Source organism: Mesorhizobium sp. 2RAF21, assembly GCF_052115345.1.
Lineage (GTDB): Bacteria > Pseudomonadota > Alphaproteobacteria > Rhizobiales > Rhizobiaceae > Mesorhizobium > Mesorhizobium terrae.
This window is the reverse complement of the sequence record NZ_JBFRGM010000009.1, coordinates 175,251-198,450: the sequence shown is the minus strand read 5'-3', so window position 1 is coordinate 198,450 and position 23,200 is coordinate 175,251. Positions and strand designations below refer to the sequence as shown.

24 protein-coding genes are annotated in these 23,200 nt (G+C 64.5%); 3 read left to right on the top strand and 21 right to left on the bottom strand.

The window, feature by feature from the left end:
- Positions 1–21: 21 nt before the first annotated feature.
- The 7 genes from AB4136_RS16555 to AB4136_RS16525 all read right to left on the bottom strand — a co-directional run bounded on the left by AB4136_RS16555 (position 22) and on the right by AB4136_RS16525 (position 10,246).
- Positions 22–582, bottom strand: coding sequence for a hypothetical protein (locus AB4136_RS16555; RefSeq protein ID WP_441931419.1), 561 nt, complete (start codon positions 580–582; stop codon positions 22–24).
- Positions 583–1,173: 591 nt separating this feature from the next.
- Positions 1,174–1,503, bottom strand: coding sequence for a hypothetical protein (locus AB4136_RS16550; protein ID WP_441931418.1), 330 nt, complete (start codon positions 1,501–1,503; stop codon positions 1,174–1,176).
- Between the two features lie 69 nt (positions 1,504–1,572).
- Positions 1,573–1,896, bottom strand: a complete 324-nt coding sequence (locus AB4136_RS16545; RefSeq protein ID WP_396650974.1) for a DUF736 domain-containing protein — start codon at positions 1,894–1,896, stop codon at positions 1,573–1,575.
- A gap of 729 nt (positions 1,897–2,625) precedes the next feature.
- Complete coding sequence (locus AB4136_RS16540; protein ID WP_441931417.1) at positions 2,626–3,159, bottom strand: hypothetical protein; 534 nt, start codon at positions 3,157–3,159, stop codon at positions 2,626–2,628.
- 342 nt (positions 3,160–3,501) lie between these two features.
- Positions 3,502–4,443: a DUF2493 domain-containing protein gene (locus tag AB4136_RS16535; protein ID WP_441931416.1), complete on the bottom strand. Its 942-nt coding sequence runs from the start codon at positions 4,441–4,443 to the stop codon at positions 3,502–3,504.
- A gap of 250 nt (positions 4,444–4,693) precedes the next feature.
- Positions 4,694–5,737, bottom strand: a complete 1,044-nt coding sequence (locus AB4136_RS16530; protein WP_441931415.1) for a DUF7146 domain-containing protein — start codon at positions 5,735–5,737, stop codon at positions 4,694–4,696.
- Between the two features lie 15 nt (positions 5,738–5,752).
- Complete coding sequence (locus tag AB4136_RS16525) at positions 5,753–10,246, bottom strand: strawberry notch-like NTP hydrolase domain-containing protein (protein WP_441931414.1); 4,494 nt, start codon at positions 10,244–10,246, stop codon at positions 5,753–5,755.
- A gap of 278 nt (positions 10,247–10,524) precedes the next feature.
- On the opposite strand from AB4136_RS16525, the gene AB4136_RS16520 reads away from it, so the two are divergent.
- Positions 10,525–10,926, top strand: a complete 402-nt coding sequence (locus tag AB4136_RS16520) for a hypothetical protein (protein ID WP_441931413.1) — start codon at positions 10,525–10,527, stop codon at positions 10,924–10,926.
- 42 nt (positions 10,927–10,968) lie between these two features.
- On the opposite strand, the gene AB4136_RS16515 is transcribed toward AB4136_RS16520, so the two are convergent.
- The 3 genes from AB4136_RS16515 to AB4136_RS16505 are packed head-to-tail and all read right to left on the bottom strand — an operon-like array spanning position 10,969 to position 12,057.
- Complete coding sequence (locus AB4136_RS16515) at positions 10,969–11,256, bottom strand: hypothetical protein (RefSeq protein ID WP_441931412.1); 288 nt, start codon at positions 11,254–11,256, stop codon at positions 10,969–10,971.
- Complete coding sequence (locus AB4136_RS16510) at positions 11,253–11,696, bottom strand: hypothetical protein (RefSeq protein WP_441931411.1); 444 nt, start codon at positions 11,694–11,696, stop codon at positions 11,253–11,255. The genes AB4136_RS16515 and AB4136_RS16510 overlap by 4 nt, the downstream gene beginning before the upstream one ends.
- 52 nt (positions 11,697–11,748) lie before the next feature.
- On the bottom strand, positions 11,749–12,057 hold the full coding sequence (locus AB4136_RS16505) for a DUF4326 domain-containing protein (protein WP_441931410.1): 309 nt from the start codon (positions 12,055–12,057) through the stop codon (positions 11,749–11,751).
- A gap of 260 nt (positions 12,058–12,317) precedes the next feature.
- Here AB4136_RS16505 and AB4136_RS16500 point away from each other — a divergent pair, with 260 nt between their 5' ends.
- The gene (locus AB4136_RS16500; protein WP_441931409.1) at positions 12,318–12,500 is read left to right on the top strand and encodes a hypothetical protein; all 183 of its coding nucleotides are present in this window, start codon (positions 12,318–12,320) and stop codon (positions 12,498–12,500) included.
- 335 nt (positions 12,501–12,835) lie between these two features.
- Here AB4136_RS16500 and AB4136_RS16495 read toward each other — a convergent pair whose 3' ends face one another.
- The 11 genes from AB4136_RS16495 to AB4136_RS16445 all read right to left on the bottom strand — a co-directional run bounded on the left by AB4136_RS16495 (position 12,836) and on the right by AB4136_RS16445 (position 21,608).
- Positions 12,836–13,528: a hypothetical protein gene (locus AB4136_RS16495; RefSeq protein WP_441931408.1), complete on the bottom strand. Its 693-nt coding sequence runs from the start codon at positions 13,526–13,528 to the stop codon at positions 12,836–12,838.
- A gap of 59 nt (positions 13,529–13,587) precedes the next feature.
- Positions 13,588–14,022 carry a hypothetical protein gene (locus AB4136_RS16490; RefSeq protein ID WP_441931407.1) on the bottom strand — a complete coding sequence of 145 codons (435 nt, stop codon included), beginning with the start codon at positions 14,020–14,022 and terminating at the stop codon, positions 13,588–13,590.
- Positions 14,006–14,635 carry a DUF1419 domain-containing protein gene (locus AB4136_RS16485; protein ID WP_441931406.1) on the bottom strand — a complete coding sequence of 210 codons (630 nt, stop codon included), beginning with the start codon at positions 14,633–14,635 and terminating at the stop codon, positions 14,006–14,008. The genes AB4136_RS16490 and AB4136_RS16485 overlap by 17 nt, the downstream gene beginning before the upstream one ends.
- An 89-nt stretch (positions 14,636–14,724) precedes the next feature.
- Positions 14,725–15,117, bottom strand: a complete 393-nt coding sequence (locus tag AB4136_RS16480) for a hypothetical protein (protein WP_441931405.1) — start codon at positions 15,115–15,117, stop codon at positions 14,725–14,727.
- An 85-nt stretch (positions 15,118–15,202) separates the two neighbouring features.
- On the bottom strand, positions 15,203–15,679 hold the full coding sequence (locus AB4136_RS16475; RefSeq protein ID WP_441931404.1) for a hypothetical protein: 477 nt from the start codon (positions 15,677–15,679) through the stop codon (positions 15,203–15,205).
- Positions 15,680–15,753: 74 nt separating this feature from the next.
- On the bottom strand, positions 15,754–17,904 hold the full coding sequence (locus AB4136_RS16470) for a ParB/RepB/Spo0J family partition protein (RefSeq protein WP_441931403.1): 2,151 nt from the start codon (positions 17,902–17,904) through the stop codon (positions 15,754–15,756).
- Positions 17,905–18,022: 118 nt separating this feature from the next.
- Positions 18,023–18,223 (bottom strand): hypothetical protein, encoded by a 201-nt coding sequence (locus AB4136_RS16465; protein ID WP_441931402.1) that lies wholly within the window; start codon positions 18,221–18,223, stop codon positions 18,023–18,025.
- The gene (locus tag AB4136_RS16460) at positions 18,220–18,624 is read right to left on the bottom strand and encodes a hypothetical protein (RefSeq protein ID WP_441931401.1); all 405 of its coding nucleotides are present in this window, start codon (positions 18,622–18,624) and stop codon (positions 18,220–18,222) included. The genes AB4136_RS16465 and AB4136_RS16460 overlap by 4 nt, the downstream gene beginning before the upstream one ends.
- A 463-nt stretch (positions 18,625–19,087) precedes the next feature.
- The gene (locus tag AB4136_RS16455; RefSeq protein ID WP_441931400.1) at positions 19,088–19,888 is read right to left on the bottom strand and encodes a hypothetical protein; all 801 of its coding nucleotides are present in this window, start codon (positions 19,886–19,888) and stop codon (positions 19,088–19,090) included.
- Entirely contained in the window at positions 19,888–20,262 is a 375-nt protein-coding gene (locus AB4136_RS16450) for a DUF2958 domain-containing protein (RefSeq protein WP_441931526.1), read from the bottom strand. Before AB4136_RS16450 ends, AB4136_RS16455 begins: the two co-directional genes overlap by 1 nt.
- Positions 20,263–20,411: 149 nt before the next feature.
- Complete coding sequence (locus tag AB4136_RS16445; protein WP_441931399.1) at positions 20,412–21,608, bottom strand: DUF932 domain-containing protein; 1,197 nt, start codon at positions 21,606–21,608, stop codon at positions 20,412–20,414.
- A 213-nt stretch (positions 21,609–21,821) separates the two neighbouring features.
- Here AB4136_RS16445 and AB4136_RS16440 point away from each other — a divergent pair, with 213 nt between their 5' ends.
- Positions 21,822–23,018, top strand: coding sequence for a DUF1173 domain-containing protein (locus AB4136_RS16440; protein WP_441931398.1), 1,197 nt, complete (start codon positions 21,822–21,824; stop codon positions 23,016–23,018).
- Positions 23,019–23,200: the final 182 nt, after the last annotated feature.

Here is a 23,200-nt window from a genome sequence, read left to right as displayed (position 1 = left end):
CTCCGCCTCGATCGCCGGCCTTCAGTTCGGGCCGGCTTCTTCCATTGCAAAAAACGTCTCCGGGTCCTCGCCGGTGCTTTCCCACCATGCCGCCTCGGCCTCGGCTTCGCTGTAGTAGACCTGATCGACGGTGACGCTGACGCCGGAGATGTCCTCAATCTCGGTAATGATCTTGGCGAGACCGCAGAGCTTTTCGGCCGGAACCGGCACCACGATCGGCACCTCTCCGTCCCGGTGATGCCACTCTCCGGTGCGGAAGTCGAAATATTCCCGGCTGAGATCGTCGACCAGATAGTTGTCGAGGAGCGGCACCTGCTCGATCAGCCACGTCTCGTACCAGGCGGTCTGGTAGTGGTGCTGGTCGTAGAACGCATCCTCCTTCTCTGCGGTGCCGCGTGCTGCGGCGAGCGCCCGGTCTGCGGCGAGGATCTTTCGCTGCGCACCGATCATTTCGGCGAGCTTTGCAGCGAGTGTGTCGTGCACGTTGCGCGCCAATTCGGTGTCGCAGCCGAGGCGGTTGGCGAGGACGAGGATACGCAGGCCCGAGAGCTGCGCGATAAGCATGAGAGTGTTGTGTGCCATGTCATGGTCTCCTTCATCTTGCTGACGGAGGCCCGCCGACGGGCAAGTCGAGCATCGGGTCAAGGATCGCGAAGCGACCGCCGGAGGCGGCAAGCGGAGGACCCGATTTTCTGACAGCGCCCTCCTTCAGGGCGATGGCTGAAAATTGGAGGGGCCGCGCAGTCCTTGAGGCGATGGGAGCGGCCAGTACGCTGGGACGTCAGAGAGATAGACCCGCGTCCCCCAGGGGACGCGACCATATCCGGCGACCAGCCGGCGGGGTGCGCGAGGGGTTGCCCCTCGTGGCATCGGGGGCCGGTCGATCCGGTCCACGATGCCCTGCGAGATGCGATCGTTGCCGAAGGCGGAGACCGCGTCTGCGGGCTCCGTGAGCGGCGCGCCAGCGTCGCGAATAGAGCGCGGTCGGCCGCAGGCCGGCTCGCCCGAATACTAAGCTTCTGCACGGTCGAACAGCTCCGCACTGGAGCAGGCGGAGCGACGCTGTGGCGATCTCGATGCATCCGGCATCGAGTGAAGTTGGTGGGGCGGTCGGACAGGAACAAAGAAGGCCCGCTCCGGAAATCCATCCGGCGCGGGCCTTTGGGCGAGTGGCTATTCGGACTGGAGATGCCGCAGCAACGCGGCGAGCGGGCCGTGATGGGCCGGCCGGCCGGACGCCTGCGCGTGATCGCTTACGAGCTGGGCGCGAAGATCGTCGGGGAGCGGCATGAAATCGAAAACCTTGGCCAGCGCCGCCGCGCGCAGGGCGTCGAGCGTTTCGTATTCGCGGTCAGCAGTGCCGAGCCACAGGACGAGATCGTCGCCCGTGTCATCCGGGAATGCCTGCAGGAAGAAGGTGCGCAGCGGCGGATCGTAGCCGATGACGGCGTCCGGGTCGGAGCGGCTGTCGCTGCTGGTGACGGTGATGGTGTAGCGGCTCATGGAAGCCTCCCGGTGGAGTTGGGGCGAAAAAGGAGAGCCGGCCCCTTGGAGGGGCCGGCTCGCTGCGGTTCACTGCGGGTTGTTCCACAGGATCACCTTCTTGTTCTCGTCGCCGCCGGGGGCGGGAGCCAGGTTGCCGAAGATCACGCCGATCTCGGGGGCTTCGAGCTTGACCGAGAGGTATTCCTCGCCCGAACGCTGGGAGATGCGGTGCCACCCGGCTCCGATCTCGAAGCCCGTCCGCTTGTTGACGATGCGGTAGTCGGGAGCATCCTCGCGCGTCTTGTTGGTGTTCGGGATCAGGGTGATCGGGGCGTTGACCCGCAGCGTGGCGAACACGCCTTCCATCGAGCCGTCGGCCTTGGCGGTGAGGTTTGCGATCGTGGTGGCCATGGTACTTCTCCTTCGGTTGCATCGGGACCATTCCCGATGGCGCCGCTGGAGAGGGCCGTCCTGCTGCGGTCACTCGGCAAGAAATTCTGGAAAATTCTATTTTCCGAAGCCGGCGGGCCGCACTTTCGAAGGGCCCCGCTTGCGGGAAGGAAAGTGCCTGGCCCGCAAACAAAAGACCGAAATCGAATTTTCCTGAATTTTTGCCGAGCGTACCCCCAACGGGGGTTGACCGCAAAAGCAGGCGGTCCACTACAAAGGCGACATAACCACGGGAATGGTCCGGATGTGAGCGAAGGCGATGCTTCCGGCCACCATCGCAGATCCCCCGCGCCGGGCGCGGCGGCCGCGGACATGCGTTTGCCCGGCCTGCGGATTTGCCTTTCCATCGCCCTCCCGAACCCGACTGGCCAGCGCGCAGCTCCCCAGTCGCACCCGGCCTCCATATTGCGGAAGGTTTCGTGATCGGACGCGCCAGGTGGCGGTCGGTTCCCGCACCGGCGGGTTCACCCGGCCAAGCGCAGCCCGGGGATGTGCTATCCGATCTGCAACCGCCCTGCCCCTCGCGCGACAGACAGGCAGGATGTCACTGAGGATTACCCGGGGCCGCGAGGGCCGACCTCGCAAGGGGTCGGCTTCGAGAGGAGTCCGAGAATGACCGTCGCGATCAACATAAGCGCAGCGTCGGCCTTCGGCCGGTCACGGCGGGCGGCTGGCGCCGTCCCGTGGTGATCAGGCCGCAAGTGCCAACCGCTCGTCCGCCGTCATGCGCGCTTCGACCTGCCGATAGACATCAGGGCCGGCACCGAGAACCATGGAGCGCCAGTCCGTGGTGCTTTGGACGGTCGCTACCCTTCTCCGCATCGTGTCGTAGATGACGCAGGGGCGGCTGAGCAAGGCAAGGCGCAACACGTTGAGGCAGGTGCCGGGCGATGCGCCGTCCCAGATCATCAGGCCGAAGTCGGCGCGGCGGGCCATTTCGCGATCCTTCTCGGCATGGATGGCGAAGCCCTGTGTGCCGGCCGGCGGCGGTATGTGGTAGGCAGCCCAGTCACCGAGATTGTTGCGCGGCTCGGCCCGGGCATGGAAGACGCCGACATGCTCGTAGTTGTAGCCCGCGAGCAGGCCCTGCATCTCGGCATCGGCTCCAGGCGCATCGCCGATCAGCACGCCATGCTCGGCCGAGACGATCGTGCCGATCCGCTCGATCGCGGGGGCCGGCAGCTCGAAGATATCGCGTGAGCCGCCCAGGAATATCATCGCCATGGTCGCTTTCCCTTCTCTCAAGGCATCCGCCCTGCCCCCAGCCTCCCTCCCCCTCCCCGAAGGCGCGGCGTGGACGGCTGGCTGCGCGCGAGGGATCGTTACCGAAGGCCGAGACGGCGAAGCCGGCTCGGGGAGCGGCGGCACGCCGCGACTAGAGCCCGGCCGGCCGCAGGCCGGCGCGTCCAAGCCCCACTGCCACCCTCGGCGTCGATCGCGCGAATCGAACCCTGGACGCGGATACGTGCCGCGCTTCGCGCGGCGGCTTCCGGTGCGCGAAGCGCGGCACGAACCGACCGCGGACGGTCGGGTTCGATCGTGCGCGGATGCGATGGAAACCGGCGCTCACGCGCCGGCCTCCGTGAACCGCCAGACCGGAATACCGAGGCGGCGAGCCTTGTCGGCGAGGTTTTCGGTGATGCCGGATCCAGGGAAGACGATCAGCCCGTAGGGCACGACCGACAGCAGCTGATCGTTCCGGCGGAATGGGGCGGCCTTGGCGTGCCGGTTCCAGTCCGGTTTGAAGGCTATCTGCGTGACCTTGCGGTTCTCGGCCCAGCAGGCGGCGATGCGTTCGGCGCCGCGCGGGCTGCCGCCGTGCAGCAGGACCATGTCGGGATGCTTCTCGCGGGCCTTGTCGAGCGCATCCCAGATCCGCTCGTGCTCGTTGCAGTCGAGGCCGCCGGCGAAAGCGATCTTGGTGCCGGCGGGAACCAGCACCTCGGTCTCGGCGCGGCGGCGTGCGGCAAGGAAGTCCCGGCTATCGATCACCGCCGACGTCATTGCCTGATGGGAAACCTTGGAGCCGGTGCGCGGCCGCCATGCCGAGCCGGTCTGCGCCTCGTAGAGGTCTGCGGCCTCGTCGCGCATGATTTCGAGCACGTTGCGGCGCTCGATATAGGTGATGCCTTCGGCGGTGAGCCGTTCCAGTTCGACAGATTTCACCTCCGATCCGTCCTGCTCGTTCTGGCTCGAGCGCTGTGCCTCCTCATTGCGGTCGAGACTGCGGGCGACACGCTCGGCGGCGCGATGGAAGACGTTGGCGAAGCTCCAGAGCAGGTCGTCGAGGTCGGGTTCGAGCCTGGTGTCGCCGAGCATGCCGGCAAAGGTCTCGACGATCCCGGCGAGGCCGGCACGGATCACCTCGTCGTCAGGGAGCGGGCGAGGATCGGGCTCGTCCTGATGCGGGCGATGGCCGTACATCTGCAGTTCGAGGATGACGCGGTCGGTCGGCGAGGAGGCGTGGTAGGGCTCGTAGGCGTCGTCGAAAGGAAGCTCGTAGGTCATGGCGTGTCTCCGTCGGTTGTTGCCGCGCCCATCGCGGCCTGACAGCGAAACCCGGCCGCGCACCGGGCGCGGCCGCACCGAAGGCCGGAGCGCGAGCGGAGGACGGCGCAGCCGTTGCGGCCGTGACCGGGGGGTGGCAGGGATCGCCTCTCAGGCAGGCCGCGGGCGCGGCCTCCCCGGTGAGCCTCCCGCCATGCCTGCGGGATTGCCGGTGACGCCGCCCTGCCCGCCTGCCGGCCTCGCGCATTGGTCATGCGGGCGGCAGGAAGACACGGGCATCCTCAGGGGCGAGCTGATCACCGAGCCATGCCGCGAGATGTCCGGGGCCGAGATGGCGCAGATCGTCGTTGAAGTCGCCGAGCTGCGGCCGCAACGCCAGAGCGAGGATTCCGGCCTCGCCTGCGCGCTGGCTGAGACGCTCGATGCCATGCCGGCCGGCGGCATCTGCATCAGCCGCGATGTAGAGGCGACGGCAGCCGGGCGGGAAGGAGAGAACCGAGAGGTGATTCGCCGAGGTGGCGGCGGCGACCGGCAGAGTCGGCATCACCGTGCGGAGCGAGGCCATCGTCTCGAAACCCTCGCCAGCGGCCATGACCGGGACGGGCGTACCGGGCGCAAGGCCGAGCCAGATGGCGTTGCCGAGAAGATTCCCGAGCGAGCGGCGGGGATTGGCGAGCTGCGCCTTGCCCGTGCCCGCAGGATCAAGCCAGGTGCGCTGCAGGCCGGTGATCCGCCCCTCGAGGCCGGTGACTGCGGCGATCAGAGCTGGCAGCGTCAGCGTCTCGCCGGTCACGAGGTCTCGGTAGTAGCAGCCGGGATGGAAGCGCAAGGATCGCTCCCGCGGACTAAGCAGGATGCCGCGGCCGGCAAGATAGCGTTCGGCCAGCGTGCCGGCGATCGACTGGGACATGGCGAACAGGCGACGCGCGGCGTCAGGGGAGCCGCGTGCTGCGGCCGGCTGGCGGGACTGGTCGGAGACCAGCGGTTGCGGGCGCGGCAGGGCAAGGAACCGGCGGGCCTCGTCGACGATGTCGCGGAACTCGACCAAGCCGCAGCTTTCGCGGATGACGTCGAGCAGGTCACCATGTTCGCCCGAGGCCTCATCGACCCATTTTCCAGAAGGCCCCTTGGCGTTGGCCCTCAGCCGGACATGCGTGGAGCGGCCGCGCGTGTTTCGGACATCACCGACAATCCAGTGGTTCCCGGAGCGATACCCGTTGGAGAGATATTCGCGGCACACCGCCTCGGCATGTTCGCCGAGACGACGTGCCAGCTCGGAGGCCGAGCCGGTCATCTTCGCCTCCCTCGCTCAAACCGCCGATCGATCGGTGACGCCGAGCAGCGTATGGCGATCGAGAAGGGAGGCGAGCATGGCCGACCCCTGCCCAGAGGTCGGAATAAACAGCCTCAGCTTCCAGGAGATGATTTCGGAGATCAGGCCGAGCGCCTTCAGCCGCGGGATAATCGCATCGGTGAAGCCGATCAGTTCGACGCGGTAGTCGTTCATGACGCGGCTGCGGCGCAGGACCAGGCCGTCGGCAAGTTGCAAGCCGATCTTGCCTTCGATCAGGCCTGTCCATGCCTCCTCCGGCGCCAGCGTCGGCACATGATCGACGCCGAGATTGCGGAGCAGCGTGGCGACCAGCGTCGGCGCGATGTGACGGCCGATGATGCGTTCGCCGGCATCGGTCTGGATACGGTAGACTTGGCAGTCATGCTCGGGAAGGCGCCGCCAGATCGGCAGCAGCAGTCCCGTAACGATGTGGAAGGTGCTGGTGGCAAACTCCGGGACCGTAGCAACTTCGGCCTGCCAGAGTTCGCAGAATAGTTTTCGGTCCGCAGGCTGCCAATGGGTCTCGGCAAGGGCATCGAGACCGAAGCGCAGCTCGTCGGTCGGGCGCAGCAGGCGCACGCGGTGTTCGATCGCGCCGTCGTCGAGCATGAGGCTGGCCGTCGGCAGCTGGATCGCTGCGCGGTTAGAGCGCGTGTTGACCAGCAGGACCGACTGCGGCTCCGCGCGGGCTATCGCCAGTGCGTCGGGCAGGCCGAGTGGCAGGATGCGGTCCTTGCGGGCCACGGTCAGCACATGCGACTGCGCACCGGAGACCGGATGGGTGTAAACGGTGCGCCGATCGGTGATGGTGATGCTCTCCGCCGTGATCGTCTCCAGCCCTTTATCGTAGTTGCCGGCGGCGATGGCGCCTTCGACCTTGGCCGTCATCAGCTGCTCGAACACCTCGAACAGGAGATTCTGGGTTTCGATCCGCAGCGCCAGCAGCCGGTTCAGCCAGGTCGTGATCGGCGGCAGCTCCTCGCGCAATCCGCCCTCGTCGGTGATCAGCGACAGACCGGTGACCGCTTCAAACGTCGTCAGCGAGCAGCCGTCGATTTTGCCCTGGTGGAGCAGGTAGTAGAATTGGCGTAGTGCCGCGCGGGCATAGGGGCTTTCCAGGTTGTCTTCTGCGCGGAACAGCCCTGCCCCGCCAGTCTGGCGCTGGCCGCGGGTGATGGCGCCCAGCGTGTCGAGCCGTCGGGCGATGGTCGACAGGAAGCGTTTTCCGGCTTTGACATTGGCGGCCATCGGCCGCAACAGAGGCGGCTGCGCCTGGTTGGTGCGGTGGGTTCGACCAAGACCCTGGATGGCGTTGTCGGCGCGCCAGCCGGCTTCAAGCAGATAGTGCTTGCGCAGCCTCTGGTTCCTGGCTCCGAGATCAGCGTGGTAGGAGCGGCCGGTGCCGCCAGCGTCGGAAAAGATCAGGACGCTTTTGTCGTCATCCATGAAGCTTTGGGTTTCGGCAAGATTTGCCGAACCTGCGCGGTTCTCGACGGCGAGCCGGTCAATGCCGTCGCGGCCGGTCCTCCTGACGATGCGCCGCGAGCGGCCGGTCACCTCCGCGACGACATCCGTTCCGAAATGGTGGATGATCCGGTCGAGCGCGCTGCCGACCGGCGGCAGCGAGGCGATCCTCTCGATCATCTCATCGCGCCGGCGAACCGCCTCGCGGCACTGGACGGGATTTCCGTCCGCGTCATGCACGGGCCGCGAATAGATATTGCCTTCCGCGTCCGAATACTCTTCGAAGAGCTGCGTCGGGAAGGAGTGCATCAAGTACCCTCCGACATATTCCCTCGGCGTGACATCAACATGGAGGTCGGACCACTCCTCGGTCGGGATCTCGGCCAGCCTCCGTTCCATCAGGGCTTCGCCGGTGGAGACGATCTGCACGACGGCCGAATGACCATCGGCGCGGTCCTGCTCGATCGCACCGATCAGCGTCGGCGTCATCATCGAGATGATGAGGTGGGAGAAGAAGCGCTGCTTGGTGCTCTCGAAGGCCGAGCGTGCCGCCGCCTTCGCATTCCGGTTCAGCGTGCCGGTCTCGCTGGTGATGTTGGCCGCCCCGAGCGCGGCGGTCAGATTGTTATGGATGACCTGGAACGCGTCGGCATAGGCATTGTAGATGCGGATCTGCTCCCGGGTCAGCGCGTGTTCGAGCAGGTCGTATTCGACGCCGTCATAGGAGAGCGAGCGCGAGGTGTAGAGACCGAGCGATTTGAGATCGCGGGCGAGCACCTCCATCGCGGCGACGCCGCCATCCTCGATGGCCGAAACGAATTCGGCGCGGTTGGCGAAGGGAAAGTCCTCGCTGCCCCAGATGCCGAGGCGCTGTGCATAGGCCAGATTCGCGACCGCGGTGGCGCCGGTCGCCGAGACATAGACGACGCGGGCGTCGGGCAGCGCATGCTGCAATCGGAGTCCCGCCTTGCCCTGCTGGGAAGGCGCGACATCGCCGCGTTCGCCTCTGCCGCCAGCGGCGTTCGCCATGGCATGCGCTTCGTCGAAGACGATGACGCCATCGAAGGGCTTTTTCGTCCCTGTCGGGCCTTCGGCCCTCCCCGCCTCTTGCCCAACCCAGTCGAGGATCTGGGCGATGCGGGATTTTTTGCCGTCGCGCTCCTGCGACCGCAGCGTTGCGTAGGTCGTGAAGAGGATGCCTTCGGCAAGGCGGATCGGCGTGCCCTGCCGATAGCGGGACAGCGGCTGAACAAGAAGGGGTTCCTGGCCAAGCGCCGACCAGTCGCGCTGGGCGTCTTCGAGCAGCTTGTCCGACTTGGAAATCCAGATCGCACGGCGTCGGCCCTGCAGCCAGTTGTCGAGGATGATCCCGGCGACCTGCCTGCCCTTGCCGCAGCCGGTGCCGTCCCCCAGAAACCATCCACGGCGGAAGCGGACAGCATTGTCGGCTCCTTCGGGTGCGGCCGAGACGATGTCGGAGGTCTCGTCGACAGTCCAGGCACCGGCGAGATGGCCGGAATGTGCCTCACCGGCATAGATCACACTTTCGATCTGGGCATCGGATAGCAGGCCCTCGTCGATGATGACATCAGGCAGGAGCGGCCGGTAGGAGGGTTTCGGCGGCGCGACCGCGGCCATGGCGGCCGACTGTACCAGCGGCGTCGGATGGGACTTGGCGCGCGGGATGTCGATCGACTGGAGCGCATAGGGCTCGTAGATCGAATCGGTGAGCCGGCCGCCCTCTTCCGGCATCCAGTCGCGCAGCGCATAGGCGAGCGGAACGACCGGGCTGCTGCTCGACGCGAGCGGCCGGGCTGGCTTCGCCGGGGGGACAGGACGGACCGGGCTGACAGTTTTCCGGGCGGCTGCCGAGACGGCGATCGGTGCCGATCGCCCAGCGGATCGAGCAGCCATTTGCTTGGCGGCATTGCGCAGCACGCGGTTCGACAGGGCCCCGATCGAATCCGGAAGGCCGCCCGGTGTACGGGGCGGCAGGTCGGAAATCCAGGAGAGCAGCTTCTCGACATCCCCAGCCTTGCCCGGCGACGCCGCAAATGAGGTCGGGTCGGACGCTGGCGTCTTGTCGATGATCGTCAGGCGGGTCTCGGCGGTGGTGCCATGGCGGGCATAGACGCGGCCGTCGATCGCCGCGGTGAAGACGATCCTGCCGTTCTGCTGCAAGCGCTCGAAGGCGGGCCGCCATTTCGGGTTTTCGGGAGAAAGGCCAGTGCCGGTGATTGCGACGAGTCGACCGCCGGCGCGCAGGCGGGCAAACGCTGAAGAAAGATGCCGCCATGCGGCGTCGGCGACATGGCCATCGACGTGGGCGCCCACGGTGAAGGGCGGGTTCATCAGCACGACGGAGGGCTCGATGACGGCATCGAGGTGATCGTCGATATGGGCGGCGTCGTGCCGGGAGACGGAACTGCGGGGGAAAATCAGGCTGAGAAGATCGGCGCGTGTCGCGGCAAGTTCGTTGAGTACGAGCGAGGCCTGCGCCATCTCGGCATGGATGGCGAGCAGACCCGTGCCAGCCGACGGCTCGAGCACCAGATCGGCCGAGGTGATCCCTGCCGCTTGGGCAGCTACGAAGGAAAGCGGCAGCGGCGTCGAGAGCTGCTGCAGCGCCTGGCTTTCATCGGACCTCCGGGTGTGGGTTGGGGCGAGCTGGGCGATCCGCGTGACCATGGCAAGTGCGGCCTGCGGCGACGCGGAGCGCGTCAGGATCGCCGGTCCGAACTTGCGCATGAACAGGATCTGGGCGACTTCGAGCGCCTCATAGGCGTCCTTCCAGACCCAGAACCCTTCGGCATCCGTGCCGCCGAAAGACGATGACATGGCCGCGGCGAGCACATTGGTGCTGATCGCGCGGCCGCCTTCGAGAGGAAGGAGAAGAAGCTTTGCCGCGCGCAGGATCACTGCGGCGCGGTTCGAGGCCCTGGATCCGGGCACGGCAAGGGAGGGGACCGCCGGGGCGGCGGCCGATGCAGGCATGACGATGTTCATGGAGATGTCCTTCGCGTGAGGAGTGAGCGCCGCGCTGGCACACGCTCTGCGCACCAGCCGGCCCGCACTCCTGCCGGCCCCGCTCTGCCTCTTGCGGCGGGGCGAACAGCTGTCGCGCCGGTGATCTGAAGGGTCAGTCGGAGGCTTCGTCCCGGCATCATCCCGTGGATGGGCGATCGTCAAAGCTTCGCGCGGGTGGACGATAGGACGCGGCCAATGTAGGTGGGCCTCGTGATCCGGTGAGCGGATCGAATCTCTTCTACCCAGGATGACATTGCATGAGGCGGCAGACCCGACCCTTCGTCGTGGAGGTTAAGAAAAAGCGCGGCGATGCTGCGCGCAAGCAATCAATCTGGGGTGGAATTGACCTGTCCGCGATCGCTGCCGAAGCGCCGGAGAGAAAGCCAGAGGTCGAGGCGAAACTGCTGGACACGAAGGTTATAGAACAACCGTTCACATTCGAAGATGTGACGGTTTCACCATCGACGATGCCGTTGCGCGATGCGCAGGTCGTTCCAGACGCCGACACGCGTGATCTCGAGCACCCGCCGAGCGAGGCGGCCAGCATCGAGCCCACGCGTCCGAAACCGTCGCGCAGACCACGTCGAAATGCCGAAACCCTTCCGCGCGGCCAGCGGTGGAAGCGACGGTTGCCCCAGGTGCTGCGCAGGGGGAAGTAAACGCACTTATCTGTCGCGATGGCGATTGCCGGCTAAACCGGCTCATTCATAGCGCGGTCGTGTCTCGGGATAGGATTTCGGGGCGACGTTTTCGCACACCGTGACCATGTGGCGTCCGTTATTGTAGACGACCGACCCGACGTCTCGCCGATGCCGTTGCAGATGCTCGAGAAGGCGGTTTGCGCGGCGTGCGACGACGTACGCCTTTTCCTCGCTCTTTAGGGTGCGCCAGACGCGCACGAGTTGACCGGTATCGTACCACCAGCCGCCTTCTTCGGGTCCTCCATAGGCCCGGTCGATCTCGTAGAATGCCAGGACAAAGGTGGTCATGACGATTCCTCCGGGCCGGCTGACTGGTCGGGGTCGCGGCGTTCCTCGATGATCGCCCTCGCTTTGTCGACTGCCTTGACGGCCTTGGGCAGCCAGCGTTCGAAATCAACCTGGGAGAGCCCCCTCGGCTGGGCGGGATAGGCGAGCAGGTCGAGCAATATGTGGAAGTGGTCGACCATGCGCTGTGCCGTTTCGTCAAAGTGCGAGGGCACCGCGAGCGCCGCGCTTTCATAGGCGGAATCGGTGCCCCTCCAGATGCCGGTGATATAGGTGGAACCCGCGCACTCAAAGTCGGGCAGCTCGCCTGACCAGTCTTCATCCTCGAAGGCCTGACGGCAGGCCTCGTCGGGCGTGGAGGCTTCGTAGGTCCGCTGCCCGGTAGTAGGGCATGCGGTAGGTGGCTTCGATGGTGAACTTGGGCATGGCGTTGTTCCTCTCATGAAAAGTCGATGCCCGGCGCGAGGCCGGGCAGGAAAAGGAAGGTCCTGACGATCAGTGGGCGGCCTTGATGCCGCGCCACCAGGCGATGCGCTCCTCGCGCGTCGCGTTCGCCAGGCGAAGATAAAGATTGCCGTGGCACAGGCGGGGCGCGCAGAAGCACACCAGATCGCAGCCGCGCAACTCGTCGAGCGAGCGCAGCAGGTCATGCTGGTCGGCAAGCCAGCGCTCGTGCTTCGCGACCACGGTTTCGCGATCGCCATCGCAGCCGATGACGAAGCGATTGCCCCATTTCGATCCGCGACCGATGTATTTCGCTCCGGGCGGGATCACATCTGTATGCTTGTTGAGCACCCGACACATTGTTCCGGCTCCCGTTCATCCTTGCTTATCGTCAGGATCGTGATGCCGGCCCCCCTTTCCCGCACCCCGGCATCACCTCCTGCCGGGGTGCCTCGGCCTCTCGCGTGGAGCGCCGGGGCCTAACGATCGAAGGACGGAGGCGTCAGTTGCGAAGCGTGCCAGTGCCCACAATCATCACGTTTGTCCGTTGGGATCGATCTCAGGTGGCGATGTCATCTTGATGCCTCGACCGCATCGCAGAAATCGTCGATCGTCTCAGGATGCGCGACGTCGCAGGCCAGGCGGTCAAGCGTTCCATCGTCCGTTGCTTCGCGAAGAAGGTCAAAAAGGCGCTCGATGGTTGGCCTTCGCTGGCTTTGTCGGATCATCGTATCGGCCACGATGGCGACGCAGGTATCGGCGCTGTAGGAGAAGACCTCATTAAGTACCTGGGCGCGTATTGAAGCCTTGTCATAGGTCGGGAAGAGTTCCAGCGTGAGGGGGAACGAATAGCCGGGCTCACCGAGAACAGCTATTCCGATGGCAAACTGGTCGTCGCGGTAGACCGGTGAGTGAACGGCGACGTAGCAGAAGATTGCCCTCGAAGCGGGCGTGCTCAGCGGTGGTATCGATCATGTCGATGTCTCCCGGAATCATCGGTGATGCCCCTTCCTAAGCGCCGGCTCAGATGCGAGGCTGATGGGCGTGAAGGTCAGGCTACGAAGCGTGCGTCGAGCGCGTTGTCATCGTTCCGCAGTCGATCGGCGAGGGCGAGGAAACTGAGGCATCGGCGGGATAGTCAGATTCGCTGATCGTTCGAGCACTGGTTGATCATGTCGTCGAGCCAGTCCGCGGCGGCTCGTGCTCCCGCCGCACCATCGACGACGTTGCGCGATCTGGCAGCGGTTTCGGCGTGAATCGCGTTTCGGGCGGCCGCAGGGACAGCCAGGATCGCGTTCATGACTTCGTGCGCGGCATCCTTCGAGACGAAGTCGCCGATGGCGGTATGGGCGCCGGCGTCGATTCCGTATAGCGACCAGAAGGTGCGAAACTCTTTGCCCGACGCCTGCGCCTTCGTGAGATCGGCGGCATAGTCCTTTTCATCGGCATAGGACGCGATTTGCCGATAGCGTTCGATGCACGGCCTGACCTCGTAGTATTCGAAGGCCATGGCAGTTCGCATCGCCGGCGAAAGATAGTCACGAAACATTGTCCTCGTTGTCGTACATATTTCAGCGGCGCGAGCGAAGCTTGCCCGATCTGTGGGCTCTCCGTCGCTGAAGTTATTGGCCAGTGTTGGTTGGTGCCGCCGGTGATCTGCGATCAACTCCTCGAGCGTATCCCAGACGATGAAGTTCGACACGCCGGGCTGCTCATCAAAGTTTGACTGTGCGAGATCGGAGACGACAAAGTGACAGTCGACCGGACCGGGTTCGGGCGTGTATGCCTCTTCATCGATGACGAAGGCGGCGAAAAAGGCCTTTCTGGCCATGGCGGCTTCCTTTCCAGGTTGAATTTGCACGCGCTGAGTCACTTGATCAGCGGCGGTGCCTATCTGATGACGATGGTCCTCGGCGGCCGCGGTTCTGCCGATTGGGGCCGGACGACGAAGACCTCGTCCGCATTGGCCTCGAATAGCATCAGGATGCGGTCACCGACGGCGACGCACTCATTGATCCAGTGACGATCGGGATCGCGGTATTTTGCGGCGCGATCGGGCGGCACGTAGACGATGGTGAAATGCGACAGCGTCTCGCCTGTCGGTGCCGCATAGAAGTATTCCTTCACCTCAGCCACGACACCCCCGGTGCCGTAGGAGGTCGAGACCGTGTCTCCGGGCCGCACGAGATCGGCGACGGCCGGGGAGCCGGGTGGTGTCCGCCGGTATCGGCACCTGTCCGGAACTCCAAGGTCGGCAGTGTAAATGGAATGCGCCTCCCAGCTTGGGTTGTCCGCCGGCCGCGGTGGCTTACGATGGTTCCGCATCGTTGCCCCCTCCCCTCCTCGACCGTGCGTGGACTGCCGGCATGCGGCTGTCGATCTCTTCGTCGGTCAGATCCTCCAGCAGCTTGAGGGTGGTGCCCTTCCCGGCGACGAAGGTTAGGATGGTCCGCTTGCCATGATGCTCCGGCGGCCAGGCGTCCGGATTGGTCTCGCTGGCGATGCCTCTGAAGTCCGCATCTGTTGCGGACCAGATCGCTTCGAGTTTTTCCTCGCGCGTCATGCTGTCGACGGCGCCTGTCTCGTAGGCAACTATTGCTGCCCGCATGGCGTCGGGGCTTCGCTTGTCGGAGAGATCGCAGAAGCCATGGAACCACCGTTCGCGGCCACGGATCCTGACCGCGAAGAAGACGCTGGTGACGTTGCCGGCCTTGTATTCGGACATGCCGAACATGCCGGTCCGCTGAAACAGCGGTGGCAGAAGACCGAGCATGAAATGGTACGAGGAGGCCTCGATCTCGAACCACTCCGACGCATATGCCTTGCCGGACAGGGGATTGACACCCGGCGTGTCACGGTGGCGGTTGAAAAGGGCAAACATCTGCGAACGTGTTGCGACTCCGGCGAACACCTTTCGGAACGGGGGATGGGTGGACATGACATGTCTCCGGAACGGGCGACGCTTCCGCCGCGGGGAGGTGCCGCGGCGAGAGACGGTCGATGGATGACGGGATCGGCGGGGCGGTTTCAGGCGGCGTGGCGATCCGCGGAATGTCCCGAGAAATGACCGACGCCTGTGATGGCGCGGACGGCGGCGGCGAGCGCCGGAATATTGTCGAGCATGGTGAGCGCGACGAAGTGATTGGCGCCGCCCGAATAGTCCTTACGGCCCTTGCAGGTGCGTATCAGGATGCCGTGGCCGGAGGACATTCCGAACTGGCCGACCTGGATGTATGCCCGGTCATGGTGAAGGGTAATTTCGCCAGAAACGGCTATGCCCGCCTTGTTCGAGCGCAGGTCGTAAGATCCCGTCGGCAGGCCAAGTTCGGCGGCGAGTTTCTTCAGCCGCGAACGGGCCGTCGTGTGAAAACGTCTCTTCTGCTGCTCGTCATAGGAGCAGCTTCTGGTCCAGTCGAACATGTCTATCTCCATGAAACGGAACAGGCCCGGCAATCGCTGGCGCGACCTCGGGCCTGTCTTCGGTTGAGTTGATGTTGTGGAAACGTCAGGCGGCTGCGCGGCCTTCGATAACGTCGGCGCCGACCTCGTCGGCGGTCACTTCCTTGAGATAGGCACGGCTGTACCGGTTGCGGGCGAGCCAGTGTTCGGCCGCCTCGCGGTTCGCGGCGAGATGCAAGAGTTCCGGGCTGTCTCCGAGGTCCTGTAGGACACGGACCATGCCGATTGCGGGGCGCTCGACGATCACAAAACGCAGGTCGCTCTCGACGGACCAGGTGCGCCTCACCGAGACGACGATGACGCCGCCCTCCCCGAAAATACCCTCATGCAGGGTAAAATATGCCGGCGAGCTATAGGTCGCGCGCGTTTGCGGCGGCTCCTTCTTCACGAGGCGGCCGGAGCCGTTGCGGCTCTGCCACACGGACAGCTTTTTTCTGAAGCGGACCGGCGGCTTCGCCGTGCCGTCGGAATAGCGGATGACACTTCCCAAAACGGCGCAATCGTAAATTGTGTGTGCTGACATGCGAAATCCTCCATGTCGGAATACGAAAAAGGGCCCGGTAGAGGTGCCGGGCCCGGTGCGAAGCGGAATGCCGATTACTCGGCGGCCTGAAGGTGGTCGGTGTCATCTTCGGCGACGGTCATCGGTTCATCGGATGATGTGCCGGCATCGTCAGCGAGGAAGGCCGGCAGCTCGGCGGCGGCGTCGAGAGCCGTCTCATCCGTCACCTCGTCGGTGACGGTCTCGCCGGCATCGGCAACCGCGGCATCGCCATCAAAACGCAACGGCTCGGGCAGCCAGTTCGACCCTTCGAGAAGGCGAGCCGCCTCGCGGGCCATCAGGTCCTTCTTCATGTGGTCGATCAGCTGCGCGGAGCCCTCGCCGCGGGCCTCGCGCACCGCCTGAACGATCCGGGCCTTGGTGACGCGGCCAAGATAGTTGTCGACGGTGGGCGACCAGCCAGCTTCGACCATGTCGAAGCCAAGCGTTGCAGCGAGCGCATCGGCATGGGCAAGCGCACCCGGGCGCTTGTTCCAAGGCTCGACCACAGCGTTGACCGACAGCGAGACGCAGTGCGCGAGCAGCGCCTTGCGGCTTGCTTCATCGAGACCGAGCAGGAATTCCCACAGCTTGTCGCTGTCCGGCATATCCCGGTCCCATGCCTCGTGACGCTCGGCGATCTCCTTCGCCCAGGGAGTCTCGGCGAGATCCTGGACCTGGCCGAAACTGTTGCTCGTCATGTTGATCTCGAGGCAGCTGTTCTTGGCGAAGCGGTAGAACACCTGCAGTACGAGGGCATGGAGAACAGTGACGAAGGCGATGTCAACGTCACCGGCAAGAGCGTTACGCAGCGCCAATGTCTTCTGCGCGGTGAGATCGAAGACGAGCCGTTCGGGCAGCGGCTTGATGCCTTCATCCTCCGGCTCATCAGCGCCGTCGGACGTTCCGTTCGTAGACCTGCCGTTGACGACGACACGATTGGCGGCGTCTTCGTCTGGCTGCGATGGGTCGCGATCGTCGCCGTCAGCCTCCTCGTCGTCGTGGACTTCGGCCCGCGGCTCATCCTCGGGACGGACGAAGCCGGCTTCGACCTGGAGCTGGCCGTTGGCGCCAAGGGTCAGGAACGCTCCGCCGATGGCCTTCTGCTCCGGGTCGTAGACCTGGGGACGATCGCCGAAAGCATCGAGTTCAGCGCCAAGCTGATCGAGCTGGTCCTCGATCTCCTGGTCGGCGTCCTCCATCTCGGCATACTTCGCGTCGAGCGCATCATACTCCCCTTTCGCCGCGTCGTGCCGAGCGATCTCCTCGGCGCTCATCTCCGCCGGTTCGGCATAGACCCGCCGCATGCCGGAGGTGTGGCCATACGGGAAGCTGATGGCCGCCTCGACCCATTTCCAACCGTCGCCGCGAACCGCCTCGGCATCGGCCTTGAGCTTTTCGAAGACCAGCTGCTCGAGCAAAGCCGCATCCTGGAACCAGCCGCCGGAATCCTGCTCGAACAGGTCGCGCAGGATGATGCCGCCGGCAGCCTCGTAGGCCTCAGTGCCGACATAGACCGCACGGCGATCGTCGGCGCGGACCGTGGTTTCGGTCAGCAGGCGCCTGATGTAGTAGGGCTCCTGCATATTCGGGCTTTTGGTGATGCGGTCCCAGACCTGCTCCTGTCGGGCATGGTCGTCGGAGATAGAAAACGCCATGATCTGCTCAAGACGAATCTCATCCTTTTCGTAGAGTTCGAGCAGCTTTGGCGAGACAGAGGCCAGCCTCAGCCGCTGCTTGACGGTCGCAGCCGAGACGAAGAAGCGGGCGGCGATCTCTTCGACGTCTTTGCCCTGGTCCTTCAGGGTGTTGAATGCGCGGAACTGGTCGAGCGGATGCAGGTTCTCGCGATGCACATTCTCGGCAAGCGAGTCCTCTTCGGCCGACGTCGTTCCGCTGCGATTGACGATGCAAGGGATGAGCTCGTTCTTGGCGAGGCGCTTCTGCTTGACCAGAATGCCGAGCGCGAGATAGCGGCGGCCGCCGGCTGGCACCTCATAAGTGCCAGTCTCCTCGCCGTCTCCATCGAGCACGGGCCGAACATTCAGGCTCTGAAGCAGCTTGCGCCGACCGATATCCTCGGCGAGCTGCTCGATGGTGACGCCGTCCTTTATCCTGCGGACATTCTCCTGTGACAAGACAAGCTTGTCGAAGGCGATGTTCTCCGAGGGGTTCATTGCGATCTTCTGAATGGCGCTTTTTGCCATGGTCAGGGTCTCCATGACGGGCGGCCCAGGGTCTCTCCCCGAACCTCCAAACCCGTCAGGAACCCTCCCCTCCGCCCTCTGCCTCTCGCGGCCGCCGCGCCGGCGCAGGCCGCCCGACTCAACTCGGTTCGGCGACATCGATCCGTCCAGCCTTGCGCAGCGCCTCGAGCATGCGGGCGTGGTCCATGAGGATGTGGATGAGCGCCTGGCGATCGACAGTCACGGTCTTGCTGGTGCTGCGTGTGCGATCGTGGCGTGCATGCAGATCCTCAAACTCGGCAAGAGTGGTGTAGAGCTGAAGGAGAGGCCGGCCGGTCATGGTGCCGTCCTGCGTTCGGCCGGCACGAGCGTGGTTTCGATGCCGGGGATGTTCCAGACCTCGGCGCCGGCGGTAGCATAGCGGATGGCGACCGCGTGCAACGGCGCATAGGAGAGGCCATGCCCGGGGGCTGGGTCGGGCTCGCGGCCGACAGCGACCAGTGGTCCCTCCAAGGTCAGTTGCACCACGACGTCGAACGCCACACGGCGGCTATCGATGATCGGGAGGCCGGCAGCGATGCATTGTGACTTGATTGCCTCGCAGCCATAGCCCGAGAGCGTCGCCCCGTCGCGATAGTGGAGCGTGAAGCCGCCGCGGCCGATCGAGAGGTGGCCTCCCGGCGTTGCGAGGGCGGCGGCGATGTCGGTGGAATAGTCTGCTGTAGGTACGGGCTGCAGCATGCTGGAATCTCCGTGACGGCCGACGGACGAAATCCGCCTGCGAAACCGTCACGGGGATAGCCACCCCCTCGGCCAAGGGGGTGGCTGGAAACCCGACGGGGCTGGCCGCCAAGGCGATGCCGCTGCCTACAGAGGCGTGTAGATGGGCCGGGCGGCGTTAACCCGGTATTTTTGGCGGGCGCTTTGATGGCCACATCCTGACGCTCAATCTTGCGCCGCAGCCGGTCGAGATCGACCGCAGCGTTCCTGATTAGCCTATCCAGGATGTGGAGGTAGGCATCCTCGTCCAAGCTGGTCGAGTTGGACATGCGGCGGTTGTATCGACGTGCCTTCGGCCGAGAGTCGATGGTTTCATCCTCGGCACGCTCTCGCAGAGATCGTTCAAGCTCGAACAGATTGTGGCGCGTCTCCCGGAGGCGGGCTTCCATCCGGGTCAGCGCCGTGCAGGCCTCAGGATGATTCATCATTGCGGGCTCCCCGCCGTTTGATCATGGCGCGCCTCCCTGCTTGTCGGTGTCAGAGCGTCGACCCGCCGGATGACGACGGGTCGGGTATCGGCCTCTTGAGCAAGCCGGCGGATCAGCTCGAGCTCGGCATCCGAACAGTCGCCGCGCACTTCGAGATCGATCCAATGACCGGCCCTGCCGACATGCGAATCCCGCAGCCGGTGGCCGGATGAGGTATAGAAACTCTCATGCGGGTCGTTGAGCCGCACGCGGGTGCGCAGGAAAAGGATGCCCGATCCGAGATTGCCGCAGAACAGGAACTCGTCAGCAGCTGTCGTCTTCGGGCCGCCGCCGACTTTTCGATGGCCGATCTGGCGGAACGCTTCATCGAATTTCTCGGGGTTCGGCGTGGTGCGCGCCGTCAGCTTGCCGTCAAAGACCCAGGGCGGCCGTTTAGGATCGACTCGACCGACAGTGATTTGGTGCAGCAGGTCGAGCAGATAGGCGGGATCGGCGGGATACGGGCAACCCCGCCGGATTTTCCGGACCGTGTTGCGAAGCTCGTCAGACAGCGCGAACAGCCGGGCTCGGGCGGCGCGCCAGCGTTTGGCGCGCAGGGCGCGCTGCTCGCGTTCGCGCTCGTCCCACCAGACATGGCGGCGAGCCATTTCTTCGTCGACGCCATGCTGGCCTGCAGCGATCATTTCCGCAAAGAGTGGCAGCGCCTCCCATTCGAGGCGTTGCTTGCGTTTGAACGCCGCGCGCTTACGCGACGTGTCCCGATAGGGCTCCGGTTTGGGCCACGGACGGAAGCGCATCAGGTTCCCTCCCCGTGCTGTGCCCGCGCGGCATTGGAAAGAATGCGGATAGCCGCGGCGATGCTTCCGGTCTCATGCGCGGCTTCGGCATAGGCCGAGATCGGGAATGCACCAGTGAAGAAGACGTCACGCTCGATATGCATGCCGAAGGGCAGCTCGAGCGCGGCAAGCTCTCGCAGGCTGAACGTTCCAAGCTCCGGAAAACCAATGTCCGCGAGACCGAAACAAGTGTCCTGGTCTGCATCCAGCTCTGTGGCAAGCCATGTGCCGATGCCGACGGGATTGAAGAATTTTACGACCGGAACATGGTCGCGGCCGCTCTGACGACCATTGGCAAGGAGCTGCTCGCGCTGGTCGGACGTCAGCAGGGGCATTGGGCTCTCGGCGGGATCGTACATGGGTCGCACTCCATGACGGGCAGCCACAGGTGCGCTGCGACCTCCTGACCCGTCACGACGAAAAGCGCCGTCCTCCTAGCCGGGAGGACGGCGCCCCGAGTGGCGATGATCGGCCTGGTGGAGGATCAGTGGACGAGGTCGAGGAGCTTCTTGGCCTTGCCTTCCATTTCGAGCCGCACATCCTGGTGCTGTTTGTCGCGGGCAACACGGGTGATGCCCTGCACGAAATCGAAGACCGATGACGGCGGATGGCCTTCGTCGGTGAGCACGGCATCGATGATCTTCGTGGTTTCGCCCTTGGAGAAGCCACGCTTGCGGAGGAATGTCGTGCGATCGTCGTCGTCACGAGCGACGACACGCTCGCGCGCCGCCTTGATGCCGTTGATGAAGGGCATTGGCGAGGACTCGGCAAACTGGATCAGCGCCGGCTCCGCTTCGAGCGCAAAACGTGAGGCGGCATATTTGGAGTGCCGGATGGTGATTTCTTGGAAATCCTCGACGCCCCATAGATTCCTGTTGCAACAAACGGCACGCAGGTAAAAGCTTGCTATTCCTAATGTTTTCGAGCCGACCTCGCTGTTCCACGCATAGAAACCGCGGAAGTAGAGATCCGGTTCGCCGTTCGGAAGCCGCCCGGCTTCGATCGGGTTGAGATCGTCGACCAGGAACACGAAGATGTCCCGGTCGGAAGCATAGAGCGTTGTCGTATCCTTCGAGATATCGACATTGGGATTGTAGATGCTGGTCGACCAGTCGAGCACGCCGGGCACTTTCCAGCGCGTGTCGCCGGTGCCGTTGCCGGCGATCTTCTGAACCGCATCGACGAGCTCGTGGTCAAAAATCCTGCCGTAGTCCGGACCCGTCACAGCTCGAAGCTCAAGGCGGCCGTTCTCGATCTCCAACGTCTTCACCTGCTCGGCCCGGTGCGTCGAAAGTCCGTACTGCAGGTTGATGCCTGCGAGTGCCGCGGGCAGCTGGCGGAGATACGTCGCAGGTGCCCCGACCAGGCTGGCGAGCTGGCCAAAGCTCCAGTGCGTCGGTGCGACCGGCATGTGTGAATCGGGCAGCATCAGCGTCAGACGCTCGGGATTGTCGCGAGACGCTTCGACGCGGATCGCTTCGCTTTCCACTATACGCGTCTTGCTGCGCTCAGACCGCCGCTTCACCGCATTGTTCAGGTCGGTGAGCGACAGGTAGCGTTCGTCATCCGGGCGGTTGAACCATTCCGATGACACGCGACCGATGCGCTGGCCGCGGCTGACGTCAACCTTGTAGCCGTTGGGAGCGATGCGCGTCGGCGCCTGGATTTCCATTTGGGTCATGGTCGTTCTCCGCGACGGGCGCCGGGAGCCTCTCTCCTGGCTTCGACCCGCCATCGCATCTCGGCCTCCCCTCTGCCTCTGCCCGCGCCAGCCGGCGCGCGAAGCGCGCCACCGCCGCGGCGCCCGCGCGAGCTTCATGACGGTTGCATCGCCGGTGAAACCGTGAATCAATGCTCGACAGGGGATGCGGCGGCGTCCGGAGCGATGGAGGCGATGCGACGATTCAAACTTGCTGATCGGATCATCGGGGAGACAGCACCCGAGTTCTCAGGCGCGTTAGCTGACGCTTACCGTAAGCGAATGCGGCCATTTTGCCTCTGCAAGGATGGCGGGCTGGCCATGTACATCGCGCAGGTCGGCGATCAGTACATCGTCAAGCGCATGCCGATGTCAGGCGGGGGTCATGATCCGGGCTGCGCTTCATATGAACCACCGGACGAATTGTCGGGGCTCGGCGTGTTGATGGGCAGCGCAATCCAAGTCGATCCCGAGAGCGGGATCGCTGCGCTGAAGGTCGCCTTCAGCCTGACGAAGATAGGCCGACGAGCGGCACCGCAGGCGGGAGCCGATGGCAGCGACATGGTTGCTGGTGACGCGAAGAAACTCTCTATACGCAGCGTGCTCCATTATCTCTGGCACCAGGCCGAGCTGACAGCCTGGACTTCGCGATGGGCCGGCAAGCGTCACTGGTGGAACATTCGCTGGCACCTGCTCGCGGCGGCGGGTCAGATGACGGTGAAGGGCGGAGCACTGACCGAGATGCTGTTCGTGCCTGAGCCGTTTCGCGCGGCGGATAAGGCGGCAATCGAACAGCGTCGGGCCGCGGCGCTGGTTCCGGCACTGCCGCCAAAAAGCGGACCACGCAAATTGATGATCCTGGTGGGTGAGGTGAAGGATTTCGCTCCGACGCGCGCCGGCCACCGGCTGATCGTCAAGCACCTGCCAGATTTCCCGTTGTTGCTCGACGAAGGCCTATACCAACGTCTCCAGGGGCGTTTCGAGAACGAGCTGTCACTGTGGGAAGCCGACGAGGCTTCTCACCTGATGACGATCGCGACGTTCGGCCTGACGCCCGCCGGCCTTGCGGTCGTCGAGGACATGGCTCTCATGGTCGTGGCCGAAAACTGGGTGCCCTATGACTCCGTCTACGAAAGGAGGCTCATTGATACGCTAGCCAAGCTGCGTGACCGGAGCGTCAAAGGGTTGCGCTATAATTTGTCGGCAGAAACACCAACTGCGGCTGCAATGCTGCAGCGTCAATCGCAGCCGATCGCCCTCTATGTCGTTCCGCCCTTGGCGGGTGATGCCTATGATGAGGCGCTGGATGAACTGATCTCGTCCCGGCCGGAAGTCGGCGCGTGGATCTGGCGCCCAGGGGAGGAAGAGATGCCGCCACTACCTTTTCGGTAAAACGATTTTTGACGATCCGATGGATGCGCGGGGAAGCGTCGGCCTGCTTTCGAGGAGAAATAACCGACGCGAATGTAATTATCGATATGCGCACCCCGCAAATTGCTTATCGCACCGGCGAAATCGGCGTCTGGACCCTTCCATGGTGAAACCACCTTCGAACTGCCGCGATGGTCGCGTGT